13 protein-coding genes are annotated in these 12,437 nt (G+C 57.1%); 10 read left to right on the top strand and 3 right to left on the bottom strand.

The features are described from left to right. The first annotated feature begins 35 nt into the window (after nucleotides 1-35). The 7 genes from KVP10_RS15525 (at nucleotide 36) to KVP10_RS15555 (ending at nucleotide 8,109) form a co-directional block, all read left to right on the top strand. Nucleotides 36-1,952, top strand: coding sequence for a site-specific DNA-methyltransferase (locus tag KVP10_RS15525; protein ID WP_217965652.1), 1,917 nt, complete (start codon nucleotides 36-38; stop codon nucleotides 1,950-1,952). Continuing rightward, complete coding sequence (locus KVP10_RS15530; RefSeq protein ID WP_217965528.1) at nucleotides 1,952-2,461, top strand: gamma-glutamylcyclotransferase family protein; 510 nt, start codon at nucleotides 1,952-1,954, stop codon at nucleotides 2,459-2,461. The genes KVP10_RS15525 and KVP10_RS15530 overlap by 1 nt, the downstream gene beginning before the upstream one ends. Beyond that, nucleotides 2,458-5,463: a type III restriction-modification system endonuclease gene (locus KVP10_RS15535; protein ID WP_217965529.1), complete on the top strand. Its 3,006-nt coding sequence runs from the start codon at nucleotides 2,458-2,460 to the stop codon at nucleotides 5,461-5,463. Before KVP10_RS15530 ends, KVP10_RS15535 begins: the two co-directional genes overlap by 4 nt. A 114-nt stretch (nucleotides 5,464-5,577) precedes the next feature. Beyond that, nucleotides 5,578-5,778 carry a hypothetical protein gene (locus tag KVP10_RS15540; protein ID WP_217965530.1) on the top strand — a complete coding sequence of 67 codons (201 nt, stop codon included), beginning with the start codon at nucleotides 5,578-5,580 and terminating at the stop codon, nucleotides 5,776-5,778. Between the two features lie 300 nt (nucleotides 5,779-6,078). Then, the gene (locus KVP10_RS21615; RefSeq protein ID WP_217965531.1) at nucleotides 6,079-6,615 is read left to right on the top strand and encodes a nuclease domain-containing protein; all 537 of its coding nucleotides are present in this window, start codon (nucleotides 6,079-6,081) and stop codon (nucleotides 6,613-6,615) included. A gap of 200 nt (nucleotides 6,616-6,815) precedes the next feature. Then, nucleotides 6,816-7,190: a helix-turn-helix domain-containing protein gene (locus tag KVP10_RS15550; RefSeq protein WP_217965532.1), complete on the top strand. Its 375-nt coding sequence runs from the start codon at nucleotides 6,816-6,818 to the stop codon at nucleotides 7,188-7,190. Between the two features lie 667 nt (nucleotides 7,191-7,857). Beyond that, nucleotides 7,858-8,109: a helix-turn-helix transcriptional regulator gene (locus KVP10_RS15555; protein WP_246600728.1), complete on the top strand. Its 252-nt coding sequence runs from the start codon at nucleotides 7,858-7,860 to the stop codon at nucleotides 8,107-8,109. Between the two features lie 735 nt (nucleotides 8,110-8,844). Here the strand turns inward: KVP10_RS15555 and KVP10_RS15560 are convergent. Both KVP10_RS15560 and KVP10_RS15565 read right to left on the bottom strand, forming a co-directional pair. Next, nucleotides 8,845-9,171, bottom strand: a complete 327-nt coding sequence (locus KVP10_RS15560; protein ID WP_246600729.1) for a BrnA antitoxin family protein — start codon at nucleotides 9,169-9,171, stop codon at nucleotides 8,845-8,847. Then, entirely contained in the window at nucleotides 9,168-9,467 is a 300-nt protein-coding gene (locus KVP10_RS15565; protein ID WP_217965533.1) for a DNA-binding protein, read from the bottom strand. The genes KVP10_RS15560 and KVP10_RS15565 overlap by 4 nt, the downstream gene beginning before the upstream one ends. A gap of 538 nt (nucleotides 9,468-10,005) precedes the next feature. On the opposite strand from KVP10_RS15565, the gene KVP10_RS15570 reads away from it, so the two are divergent. From KVP10_RS15570 to KVP10_RS15580, 3 genes are read left to right on the top strand one after another with little or no spacing between them, the layout of a single operon-like run. Further along, nucleotides 10,006-10,470: a VOC family protein gene (locus KVP10_RS15570; protein ID WP_217965534.1), complete on the top strand. Its 465-nt coding sequence runs from the start codon at nucleotides 10,006-10,008 to the stop codon at nucleotides 10,468-10,470. Then, nucleotides 10,467-10,862, top strand: coding sequence for an ArsR/SmtB family transcription factor (locus KVP10_RS15575; protein ID WP_343218753.1), 396 nt, complete (start codon nucleotides 10,467-10,469; stop codon nucleotides 10,860-10,862). Before KVP10_RS15570 ends, KVP10_RS15575 begins: the two co-directional genes overlap by 4 nt. Then, on the top strand, nucleotides 10,859-11,329 hold the full coding sequence (locus KVP10_RS15580; protein ID WP_217965535.1) for an SRPBCC domain-containing protein: 471 nt from the start codon (nucleotides 10,859-10,861) through the stop codon (nucleotides 11,327-11,329). Before KVP10_RS15575 ends, KVP10_RS15580 begins: the two co-directional genes overlap by 4 nt. A 140-nt stretch (nucleotides 11,330-11,469) precedes the next feature. Here the strand turns inward: KVP10_RS15580 and KVP10_RS15585 are convergent, their stop codons facing one another. After that, nucleotides 11,470-12,384 carry a LysR family transcriptional regulator gene (locus KVP10_RS15585; protein ID WP_217965536.1) on the bottom strand — a complete coding sequence of 305 codons (915 nt, stop codon included), beginning with the start codon at nucleotides 12,382-12,384 and terminating at the stop codon, nucleotides 11,470-11,472. Between the last annotated feature and the right edge of the window lie 53 nt (nucleotides 12,385-12,437).

The following is a 12,437-nucleotide window of genomic DNA, read 5'->3' on the forward strand; positions in this document are numbered from 1 at the left end:
AGAATACCTAGTTTGAGGAAAGTCTCACCATGACCATGAAAAAAATCGACACCGCCAGCCCCGAAGCCCAGTCTGCCGACTTAGTGGCGGCAAATATCGAACAGCTCAAGGCGCTGTTCCCGGAATTGATTACCGAGGGCGCGAACGGCGTGGCCGTGAATATGGACGTGCTCAAGGCGCTGGTGGGTGATGCCAGCGTGACCGACGCCGATGAGAAATACGGCCTCAACTGGCATGGCAAGCGCCGTGCCCGCCAACTAGCGCTCACGCCCAGCACCGGCACCTTGCGCCCCTGCCCGGAAGACAGCGTGGACTGGGAGACCACCCAGAACCTGATGATCGAGGGCGACAACCTCGAAGTGCTCAAGCTCCTGCAAAAAAGCTATGCCGGCAAGGTCAAGCTGATCTACATCGATCCGCCGTACAACACCGGAAAGGACTTTGTGTACCCGGACAACTTTCAGGAGAACATCAAGAACTATCTGGAACTAACCGGGCAAATCGAAGGTAGGCAGAAAATCAGCAGCAATACCGAAGCCAGTGGTCGGTTTCATACGGACTGGCTAAATATGATGTATCCCCGTCTTAAACTAGCGAGGAACTTGCTGCGGGAGGATGGATTTATCTTTGTCAGCATTGATGACAATGAGGTAACGAATCTGCGAGCAGTGCTCGATGATCTATTCGGATCAGAGAATTTTGTTGCCAGCGTCATCTGGCAGAAGAAGTACAGCACAAAAGCGGACTCCAAGGATTTTTCGGAGTCACACGATTTCTTACTCTGCTACCGGAAAAGCGATGAGGCTCATATTCAGGGGTTGCCGCGCAGTGATGCTCAAGAAGCCACCTACAAAAATTCAGACAATGACCCTCGCGGCCCGTGGGCATCCGACAATCTCTTGCGTACTGAAGTTAGAGAATACGCAATATTTGCGGTCGTGGCGCCAAACGGGCAAGAGCACTGGCCACCCGAGGGAAGTAGCTGGCGCTTTAACAAGGAGCGAATGACAGAACTCATTGCTGATGATCGCATCTGGTTTGGTGAAGCTGGAAATAGCAAACCCCGATTGAAGCGTTTTCGTTCTGAAGTACGAGATGCGATTCCGCCGCAGACAATATGGACATTTGAACAAGTGGGTCATACAGATGAGGGCACCAAACAGCTAGCAGAATTGTTTGGCAGTACACGATCGCCGTTCCCCAATCCAAAGCCGACTCGACTACTTCAGCGTGTCGTCCAAGTAGGATCAAACAATGGTGACATCATTGTTGATTTTTTTGCTGGTAGCGGCACGATCGGGCAGGCAGTGTGGGAGCAAAACGTTACTGATGGGGCGAGCCGACGTTTCATAGCGGTACAGCTTCCGGAGTCTTTAAGTGATGAAAATAAAGAGGACCAATCCGCCATTCACTTCTGTGAACAACTCGGCACGCCTCACACCATCGCCGAACTGACTAAGGAGCGCCTACGACGTGCTAGCGCCAAGGTCAAGGCGGACACCCCACTGTTCGTGGGTGACATCGGCTTCCGCGTCTTCAAGCTCGACACCTCCAACATTCGCGCTTGGAATCCGAAGCCGGATGACCTGGAAGCCACGCTGCTCGATCATCAGGAGCACCTGCTCGAAGGCCGCAGCGAGGCCGATGTGCTTTACGAACTGCTGCTCAAGCTGGGGCTGGACCTGTGCGTGCCCATCGAACAGCGCGATATAGTAGGCCTGCACGTCCATGCCATCGGCGGCGGCGTGCTGCTGGCGTGCCTGGCCGAGAGCATCACCCGCGAGCAGATAGAGGCGCTCGCCCAGGGCATCATCACTTGGCACAAGGAACTGGCCCCAGCCGGCGATACCACCTGCGTGTTCCGCGACAGCGCCTTTGCCGACGACGTGGCCAAGACCAACCTCGCTGCGATTCTGGAGCAGCACGGCATTCAGAACGTAAGGAGCCTGTGATGCCAGAAAATTCTTTTCTGTATTTTGCTTACGGCTCGAACATGCTTTCCAGTCGTCTTCGGGAGCGTTGCCCTTCTGCGAGGCCGGTCGGTGTGGCTGAATTGCCGGATCATGAACTTCGCTGGCACAAGCGAAGCAAAGACAACTCGGGGAAATGCGATGTTGTCGCCTGCCAAGGCAAGCGCGTCATCGGTGTTCTTTATCGAATTGAAGCTTGCGACAAAAAGGCGCTGGACCGTGCAGAAGGTCTCGGAAAGGGATATCAAGAGATCGAGGCTCACGTTCTGCATGACGGCAATAACGTCTTTGCCAAGACGTACCAAGCAACGGCGACAGATGAATCATTAATACCTTATGAATGGTACAAAGCCTTGGTGATTGCCGGGGCGCAGGAAAACGGCTTGCCGCAAGACTACGTTGAGCAGCTCAAGCTCGTGGTTTCGACAGATGATCCGGACCGTGCTCGCCACGATAAGGAGTTCCATTTGATCGAAGGGGTGAGCCAATGAAGCTGCATTTTGAGCCCAACCTCGATTACCAGATGCAGGCCATCGAAGCCGTCTGCGACCTGTTCCGTGGGCAGGAAGTCTGCCGCACCGAATTCACGGTGACGATGAGACCCGATCAGACGCAGATGTCGCTGGGTGTGGCGCAGTCCGACCTTGGCGTTGGCAACCGCTTGACGCTGCTGGACGATGAACTGCTGAAGAACTTGAATGACGTGCAATTACGCGGAGGTCTGCCGCCTTCCGGTTCGCTGACTTCCGGCGATTTCACGGTGGAAATGGAGACCGGCACTGGCAAGACCTATGTGTATCTGCGTACGATCTTCGAACTGAACAAGCGCTACGGCTTTACCAAGTTCGTGATCGTGGTGCCGTCAGTGGCCATCAAGGAAGGCGTCTACAAGACCCTGCAAATCACCGAGGAGCACTTCAAAGGCTTGTATGCGGGCGCGCCGTTCGATTACTTTCTGTACGACTCGGGCAAGCCCGGGCCGGTGCGCAATTTCGCCACCAGCTCCAACATCCAAATCATGGTGGTGACGGTGGGTGCCATCAACAAGAAGGATGTGAACAACCTCTACAAAGAGAGCGAGAAGACCGGCGGCGAGAGGCCTATTGACCTGATCAAGGCGACTCGGCCGATCATCATCGTGGATGAACCGCAAAGCGTGGATGGCGGCCTGGAGGGCCGTGGCAAGGAAGCGTTGGATGCGATGACCCCGCTCTGCACGCTGCGCTACTCCGCTACCCATGTGGACAAGCACCACATGGTATTCCGCCTGGATGCCGTGGATGCCTATGAGCGCAAACTGGTCAAGCAGATCGAGGTGGCATCGGCCACGGTAGAAGATGCGCACAACAAACCCTTTGTGCGCTTCATTGCCCCTATCACGCGCGGTAAAAGTGTGGTCGGCGCGAAGGTTGAGCTGGATGTTCTTGTCGGCGGAAAAGTGCGGCGTGAAATTAAAGATGTGCAGCCATACGACCATCTCGATCAGACCACCGGTCGCGATGTCTACAGGGATTACACGATTGGCTCAGAGATTTTCGCCAAGAGAGGCGAGGAATTCATTGAGCTGCGTTATCCCGGTGACGAGGTAATTCTGAAATTAGGTCAAGCCCATGGTGATGTGGATGCATTGGCCGTGCAACGAGAAATGATCCGCCGCACGATCAGGGAGCACCTAGACAAGGAAATGCGCCTGAGGCCCATAGGGATCAAGGTGTTGAGCCTGTTCTTCATCGACGCGGTGGACAAGTACCGTCAATACGATGCGGACGGTCAGCCGGTCAAGGGTGTGTATGCGCAGATGTTCGAGGAAGAATATCGCCGTGCCGCCAAATTGCCGGCCTACCAGAGCTTGTTTGCCGAGATCGACCTGGAGTCCGCCGCCGAGGAGGTGCACAACGGCTATTTCTCCATCGACAAGAAAGGCGGCTGGCTTGACACCGCCGAGAACAATGCGGGCAACCGGGAGAATGCCGAGCGCGCCTACAACTTGATCATGAAGGAGAAGGAGAAGCTGCTGTCGTTCAGCACGCCGCTGAAGTTCATCTTTTCCCACTCAGCGCTGAAGGAAGGCTGGGACAACCCCAACGTGTTCCAGATTTGCACCTTGCGCGATATTCAGACCGAGCGCGAGCGCCGCCAGACCATTGGCCGTGGCCTGCGCCTGTGCGTCAACCAGCATGGCGAGCGGGTACGCGGCTTCGAGGTCAACACCCTGACCGTGGTGGCCACGGAAAACTACGAACAGTTTGCCGAAAACCTGCAAAAGGAAATCGAGAAAGACACGGGCATCCGCTTTGGCATCGTGGAGCAGCATCAATTTGCCGCCATTGCCGTGACCGGCGCTGATGGGCATGCCGCACCGCTGGGCATGGAGCAATCGAAGGCACTGTGGGAGCACTTGAAAGCCGCCGGCCATATTGATGCCAAAGGCAAGGTGCAGGATTCACTGAAAACGGCGCTGAAGAACGGCACTCTGGAACTGCCGGCCGAGTTTGATGCGCAGAAGGCCCAGATTGCTGAAGTGCTGCGCAAGGTGTCGGGCCGACTCGACATCAAGAATGCCGATGAGCGCAGGCAAGTGCCGCTGCGCAAGGGCAAGGATGGCAAGGCCGTCTATCTGAGCGACGAGTTCAAGGCGCTGTGGGACCGCATCAAGCACCAGACAACGTACCGCGTGCAGTTCGACAACGCCAAGCTGGTGACGGATTGCATTGCAGCGTTGAAGAAGGCCCCGGTGATTGCCAAGGCACGACTGCAATGGCGCAAGGCCGACATCTCGATCGGTAAGGCGGGTGTCGCCGCGACGGAGAAAGCGGGCGCGGCGACCGTGGTGCTTGATGAAGCGGATATTGAGCTGCCGGATTTGCTGACCGATCTGCAGGACCGCACCCAGCTCACCCGTCGCACCATCGTCAGCATCCTGACGGGAAGCGGCCGCCTGGACGACTTCAAGCGCAACCCGCAGCAGTTCATCGAATTGACCGCCGAAACCATCAACCGCTGCAAGCGCTTGGCTCTGGTCGATGGCATCAAGTATCAGAAGCTGGGTAACCAGCACGTCTATGCGCAGGAGCTGTTCGAGAAGGAAGAGCTCACCGGCTATCTCAAGAACATGCTGCTGGATACCCAAAAGTCGATCTACGAGCACGTGGTGTACGACTCGACCACCGAGCGCGATTTCGCCGATGGGCTGGAGAAAAACGACGCAATCAAGCTCTACGCCAAGCTGCCAGGCTGGTTCAAAGTGCCGACGCCGTTGGGCACCTACAACCCCGACTGGGCCGTGTTGGTAGAAGAAGACGGCACTCAGCACCTGTACTTTGTGGTGGAAACCAAGAGCAGCCTGTTCACCGACGACCTGCGCGACAAGGAAAGCGCCAAGATCGAATGCGGCAAGGCACATTTCACTGCGCTGGGGGTTGGTGAGAACCCAGCCCGATATGTGGTGGCGCGCTCGGTTAGTGATCTCTTGGCCGAGGCGGCAAAGGGGTAGTTTTTTCGCTGTCATGGCGAGATGAGGCAACCACCCGATCAACAAGCGCCTCAAGCGTCCTACAACGGATGCTTGAGGCGCACATTTGCTAGCCACTAGACCGGAGGAGTGAGCATGACGCACTTAAATCTAACCGACTCGGCCGAGCCGTGTTTCATCACCGACGGCCCGCCGTCCAATGATCTGCCGACCTCTCCGCATCGGACCATGAACCTGCCGCAAATCCTGGCGGGCCTCACCGATGACGAGTTGGCGAGGTGGCCCGCCGACCTGGCCCACGCCGAGCGGGAGAAGCGGCGCAAGGCTGGAGGTTGAGCGCCGTCCGAGAGTGGCTAGTTCAATTTCTCTTGGTGTTGCATGGTATTTTTCATGGCATCATGAGCATTAATACAAATAAATTATTGATATATATGGATATTTTTCTCTTGATGATGATCGAGTGGGAGTCATGATTGACTTCAGTGCACGAGCAGCTCAATCTCCCGGGGACCATACTTCCGTAGCTCAACCCACCGAATTAACAATAACCCAGGTTCCCGCGCACTGGCCACACAGACTGACGGCAACGCAGCCGGCGACCGGCTTCATATCTCTCCGTCATGGGACATTTATGAGTTGTGGGGTTTCCTATGCGTCGTTACCTGCATCGCCGACATCACCAGGCTCACCCCAATGCGCTGTTCGGCCACGACCGTCGTCGCCGAACATGCCGTCCAATTTACGCTCAATCACGATCATGTGTTCGAGGTCCTATTTCAAGCGATATTTCCGTCATTGAAATCGAACACCAATTGTCGAGGTCGGAGCCCATCGCGAGAGCTTCGACCCGATATTGTCATCGCTCAACGCCGATCCTCAAAGACCAGCGCCGTCGTACTCGACGCGAAATGGCGCAGCGGAAAGTCAAATATCTTGGACGCGATGGAGTCAGCCCATATTTACCATGACGCGCTGCGCGTCGGCATGATTCCCCCTGAATGGTGCATACTGCTATTGCCCGGGCAGACATGCGTTGCCCAGCTTGAGGATGACGCATTCATCCAAACTCAACACGTAGGCGCAGTGAGCAACATTCGACCAGGAGCGGTCGGGCTGACGCGGATACAGAGTCTCATCCGGTCTTGGTTAAACGGTCATTCAACATCGTCCTAACATCCCGCGGGGCGTCTAGGCAGACCGATTGGCGAAAACCCTCGCTGTTGACAATTCTTATCTCCCACACCGTCTCATGAAGTGTCACAACGGCCCAAGATTAAGTATTTATTTAATAAAATTGGCCATCCTAAAAATTGGACAGGCAATGCCTTTTAAATAAATATAGACTTACACTCCCAGTATCGCGCACGAGAACAATGACAGCAAAAATGCAACCAAGCTCAAGAGGCAGCATCGGCGAGCGCTTGATCATCGCACGCAAGAAGCGAGGACTGTCCCAAGACGCCTTGGCCCGCCTTCTTACCCCTCCCGTGAGTCAAGGCGCTATTGCCCATATCGAAAGCGGACGCATTGAGTCGTCCCGCCATCTTGTTTGGATTGCAGCCGCCCTCAAAATTCGCGCTGAATGGCTAGTCACAGGCGAGGGAGACATGTTCGAAATGCCTTGGCCGTGGCCAGAAATGCCCCAGTATGTCGTTGAACAGTTACCGGCTTCCGTCCTGGAAGACATCGGCGACTACATCAAGATGAAAATTAACCAGCAAGCCAGGCACAACAAAGATCAAACATAAGCCTGCGAGCTACGCTCCTCATCGCAAAAAACAACATTTCCCTCCCCAACGTCCTGAATTTCGTAACGAATCAGGGCGTTTCTTATTGGGTTAAGCCGGTTTATAGGATTTCTCCGTTCAAAAATTTTTACCTTTTATTCGGCCCAGATTCAGTACTTATTTATTGACGCCAAAAAATAAGTACGTAATGATTACAACAACCCTGCTCTTTAACAACACAACACCGATAAAAACCGCGCCCTGCCCCATTGCGGGCGGTGTGAGTGCGCGGCTACCCGAGTTACCAGCATGCATATGCGGGGTGACATGCACCTGGGTAGGAGCAAATCAGGTGAAAAATCGTTGTGCTCTTGGGCCGGTCGTGACTGGCATGAACTGAGAGCACCAACGACGATCCTTGTTACCGGACGCCGGTGCTGCCGAAGGCAGCCCCCCTCGATGGATGGCGCGTAATCCGTCGATGACAGCGGCAAAGACCACAGTCTTCAGTATCCCGACGAACCACACTTGTGGATCAACAACGACGGGCTCTACCGAAAATGATCAAAGCAATTGGTTCCCATCGCGGTTATTTGGCGAGCCAACTACCAGGGCGCTGGCTGCGCCCGCTTTGGAAAGCATCCTGGAGATCGTCCTAGGATGCTTTCCAAGGTTTAAAGGAGAGAACATGGAGAGACAATCTCAACGATCACCTTTTAGTGTGTCATTTGGCAGCAGCGAGACCCCTCGCCCGTCTGACGACGCATTGCTTTATCGCATACACACTGCCGAGGCCAAACTTGGCGTATCCCGCTCCACGATCTACCGCCTCGTCAATGAAGGGCAGTTGGTCTTGATCAAGATCGGCAAACGATCCAGTGGCATTACGGCCGCCAGTTTGCATGCGCTCATTGAACGTAATAAGACAGCCGCATGCTGAGCACTTCGCTGACACTCATGCCCGCAAGGTCTCATGCGTGAGCGCACTTTGCATACAGATAGAGTAGCGTCTGAAAAGCTGCTCACCATCAATCACTCCCGGCGAGCATGCAACAGGGAGACATAACCTGGAGTTGTTCAGTGACCACCGAAGAACAATTGATCAAACGGTACGGACCGTTATTGTCGTTAGTCGAATTATCCGAATTGTTAAAACGCAGCCCAGACGGCCTACGGCTTGCGCTCTGCGGACAATCCGAATTCGCCCGGCAATGGAACACGGCAAAGCGGAAAGTGGGAAGACGTGTTTACTTTCGAGCCAGCGACGTGGCCGAGTTGATTGACGGTGCCTAAGCGCTTCTGCACATCATTGTTTGCAGCGACACACGCACCCACGCACTCCCAGCAAAAATTGCGGTGATTAGCCATGACAATCACCGCATATTCCCCTTTTTCGACGTTCGCATGCATCAACCAAACGAGTCGCCGAGATTAGGTCCACTACTGTACTGAACTGTACCGACACCTCGCTTTTCGGTACAGTAGCGGTACAGGCATCAGTTCTGACGAACTTCGCCAAAATAACATAATCAATTGATTTATAAGTACTATTATATAGTTTAAGATGCACTCGGCATTGCCCCACTTCCCTGGGAAAGTAGCCTGAAACGCCAACTCAAAATCCCCCGCCGCAAGGCGTGCCGGTTCGATTCCGGCCCCGGCACCATTCAAAAATTCAACGAGCAGCAGCGACCTTCCCTGCCAACGCCAGGGACGCACGCAGCATATCGTTGGTACGGGTCTGCCAGCCGTCCCCGCTGGCGCGAAGCGCCTCCAGAACGTCAGCATCGAGACGCAGCTTTACCGCCTCTTTCGTCACAGCTTGAGTACTGCCCACGGGACGTCCTCGCCGCTTGGCAATCTTTGCCGGCGTGTGGATCTCCGCGAACTTGCCAGCCTTGGCTTCGGCCAGGGAGTCGCGCAGACCAGGAAGTGCCTGGCCAGCATCGGCCTCGATAGCCTTTGCCACCTTTTCCATATCCAGTTTCTTCAGGGCCTTCATACTTTCCTCCGCTTGATTTCCTTGGGCATCACGTTCTTGCGCTCGGCCTTGGCATACACCATGACCAACAGCACGACCTCGTCATCGACCAGGTGAAAGTAAATCACCCTGGCCCCGCCACGCTTGCCCATGCCCTTGCGGGCCCAGCGCACCTTTCGAGCCCCATCAGCCCCAGGGATGACATCGCCCGAGTCTAGGTTTTCCGCAATCCAGTCAATGAAGGCATGCCGCTCTTCTTCGTGCCAAATTTCAGCGGCTTGCTTCTGGAATGTGAGAGTTTCGATCACAGTACGCATAGTTAATTGTACCCCCAAATAAATCCTTAGCAAGGGGGGCGATGTGTCTGTACAGCAGCCAAGGGGAAGGAGCCCTCTGATTAGAGCTTTCACGTACAGAACCAAGCCTCGGTGAGCGGCCCGGCTAGGGCATCCCCTCGTCGGTGAACCGCAGGCGAGCCGCCTGACTCTGGTGGCTCGTTGTGTAACATTCAGGAATGCTGAAGTCGGCTGCGCTCGCTGGAGCCGCCCTGGCCTATGCTAATCACAAAATCCGGGCAAATGCGGTAGCACCGTGACCGATCGATGTAGGTGATGGGTAGTCACCCGTTCCAACCGCACTGGGCCAATAACCGGGCTTGTGGAGCAGTTCCGCGAATTCGCGCCACAGCTGGCCGGACGACAGGATTTTTTCGAGGCCCAGGCCAACAGCGGAAGCCGTGCGCGCCAGCCAAATCTTCCACGGGACTCGATGCATCAAGATGTATATCTGCTCGACAATATAATTTCTATTGTTGTTAAATATTCCATGTAACGGCAATATTCAAGGAGTCCCGCCATGTCTACTGCTATACCCCGTCGGCCCTCGTTCATCTCGTCGATCGCATACAAGGACGCTCGGGCCGCGCTCAAATGGCTGCAGGATGTTTTTGGCTTCGAGCCGAGCATGGTTCTTACCAATGCCGAAGGGAATGTAGTCCACGCCGAGATGACGCATGGCGACGGCGTCGTGATGATCGGGCCCGAGTGGGCGGACTGGACCCGCAGCCCTCTATCGCTGGGCGGCAAGAACACCCAGCGCGTCCATGTGCGCATCGACCACGGCATCGACGAGCATTGCGCACGGGCGCGGCAAGCCGGCGCGAGAATCGTGAAGGATCCCGAGGATCAGTTCTACGGCGACCGCTCCTACATAGCGGCCGATCTCGAAGGCCATTTCTGGACGTTCTCGCAGGCAGTGCGCCGCGTTTCGGAGGAAGAAATGGAGCAGGCGACCGGCCTCAAGTTCGAGCGGCTGCAGTGAGCGCCCAAGGCCTGGGCCGCGGGCCTCGGCATGATGATGTCGTCGAAGCTCCAGCCGCGGCAAGTGCGCATAGCCTCGATCGCACGCTGGCGGCGCTCGCCGACCCGCATCGCAGGCGCGTCGTCGATCTCCTGCGCGAGCGGCCTCTGAGGGCGGGGGACTTGGCGCAGGCGGCGCAGATTTCTTTTCCGGCCATGAGTCGCCATTTGAAGACGCTGCGCCAGTGCGGCCTGGTCGAGGAGGACCGCGACGAGTTCGACTCCCGGGTCCGCATCTATCGATTGAAGGCCGAGGCAATGGGCGAACTCAAGGCCTGGCTGGCAGAGACGGATGCATTGTGGGCGCGGCAGCTCGCGGCGTTCAAGGCGCATTTGCGGAAGGCCGGGAAATGACGTCGAAGGTCTATATCGCCATTCGCGTGCCTGCCGATCCGGCGCGGGCTTTCGAGGCATTTACCCAGGACATCGCGTCCTGGTGGCAGCCGGACCCCCTGTTTCAGATCACGCCGGAAGGCGATGGCGAGCTGAGTTTCGAGCCCGGCCCGAACGGCCGCCTCGTCACGCGGCTCGCCAACGGCGAGCTCTTCGAGATCGGCCGCATCCTGGCCTGGGAGCCTGGCAAGCGCCTCATGTTCGTTTGGCGCCAGGCCAGTTTCCCGCCCCAGCAATCGACCGAAGTGGAGGTGCTCTTTGAGCCGGCAGGCGAGGAGACGCGCGTGTCGATCGAACATCGGGCGTGGGACACGATCCCGCAAGAGCACGCCGCCCGGCACGGCTTCCCGGAACACGTCACGCTGCTGCGCGCCGCCGAGTGGTGGCGCGCTTCGCTGCGGAATCTCGGCGACAGGCTTTCGGGATGACTATGGCACGGGATGGCTCAAAGAAACGCGTCATCTGACGGGCGTCGATAAACGCCGCGGAACGTGCCGGTTCGATTCCGGTCTCGGGCACCGCCAATTTACGCAAAGCCGAAAGACGGGCCTCGCACCGCCATCTCGCATCACACCTTGCCGTCCGCTTCCAGACAAGGCACCAGAATCCCGGCGAGCCAATCGCTGAACACCCTCACGCGCCGCGACAAATGGCGCCGATGCGGATATACGATGTGCACCGGCATTGCCGGCGCCGGCCAATCCGTCAGCACTTCGACCAGTTCGCCGCGCTGCAGATGCTCGCGCACGTCGAAGGCCGGAATCTGGATCAGGCCCGAACCGGCCAGGCAACAGGCGATGTATGTCTCGGCATTGTTGACCATGACCTGGGAACGCATGGCGAGGCTGCGGCCCTGCCCTTCATCGCGCCATTCCCAAGGCACGATCCGGCCGCTGGCGGGCTGCGCGTAGTTGACGGCAAGATGCTGCGCCAGATCGGCCGGGGTGCGCGGCACGCCATGGCGGTCCAGGTAGGCCGGGCTGGCGCAATTGACCAGCCGCATCATGCCCAGCGGGCGCGCCACCAGGCTGCTCGCCGAAAGTTCTCCTACGCGCAAGGCGCAGTCGATGCCCTCCTGGACGAGGTCGATGGCGCGATCGCTCGATCCCAGCTCGATCTCGATGCCCGGGTGATGGTCGAAAAAATCCGGCAAGGCCGGCGCCACTTGCCGCCGGGCAATGCGGCTGGGCATGTCGACGCGCAGGCGCCCCCGCAAGGCGCCGGGGTGGGGCCGGAACTGTTGCTCGAGTTCGTCGCTGTCGGCCACCAGGGCGATGGCGCGCTCGAGTACCGCTACGCCGTCCTGCGTCAGGCTGACGCGCCGGGTCGTGCGGTTGAACAGCCGCGTGCCCATGCGCGTCTCCAGTTGCTGGATCGCCAGCGAAACCGTGGGGCGTGGCACTCCCAGCTGCGCCGCGGCCAGGCTGAAGCCGCCGCAGTGCGCGACACGCAGGAAGATGCGGAGCTGGTCGATACGATCCATAAGCCTGCAATTGGAAATTGGTAGTGATTTATGGATAGTCTAGGCTTAAATTG

The sequence above is a fragment of the Candidimonas humi genome, from assembly GCF_019166065.1.
Lineage (GTDB): Bacteria > Pseudomonadota > Gammaproteobacteria > Burkholderiales > Burkholderiaceae_B > Candidimonas > Candidimonas humi.

Coding starts and splice junctions, on each gene's coding strand:
- KVP10_RS15525 (WP_217965652.1), top strand. CDS start 36: ATGAAAAAAATCGACACCGCCAGCCCCGAAGCCCAGTCTGCCGACTTA.
- KVP10_RS15530 (WP_217965528.1), top strand. CDS start 1,952: ATGCCAGAAAATTCTTTTCTGTATTTTGCTTACGGCTCGAACATGCTT.
- KVP10_RS15535 (WP_217965529.1), top strand. CDS start 2,458: ATGAAGCTGCATTTTGAGCCCAACCTCGATTACCAGATGCAGGCCATC.
- KVP10_RS15540 (WP_217965530.1), top strand. CDS start 5,578: ATGACGCACTTAAATCTAACCGACTCGGCCGAGCCGTGTTTCATCACC.
- KVP10_RS15550 (WP_217965532.1), top strand. CDS start 6,816: ATGACAGCAAAAATGCAACCAAGCTCAAGAGGCAGCATCGGCGAGCGC.
- KVP10_RS15555 (WP_246600728.1), top strand. CDS start 7,858: ATGGAGAGACAATCTCAACGATCACCTTTTAGTGTGTCATTTGGCAGC.
- KVP10_RS15560 (WP_246600729.1), bottom strand. CDS start 9,171: ATGAAGGCCCTGAAGAAACTGGATATGGAAAAGGTGGCAAAGGCTATC.
- KVP10_RS15565 (WP_217965533.1), bottom strand. CDS start 9,467: ATGCGTACTGTGATCGAAACTCTCACATTCCAGAAGCAAGCCGCTGAA.
- KVP10_RS15570 (WP_217965534.1), top strand. CDS start 10,006: ATGTCTACTGCTATACCCCGTCGGCCCTCGTTCATCTCGTCGATCGCA.
- KVP10_RS15580 (WP_217965535.1), top strand. CDS start 10,859: ATGACGTCGAAGGTCTATATCGCCATTCGCGTGCCTGCCGATCCGGCG.
- KVP10_RS15585 (WP_217965536.1), bottom strand. CDS start 12,384: ATGGATCGTATCGACCAGCTCCGCATCTTCCTGCGTGTCGCGCACTGC.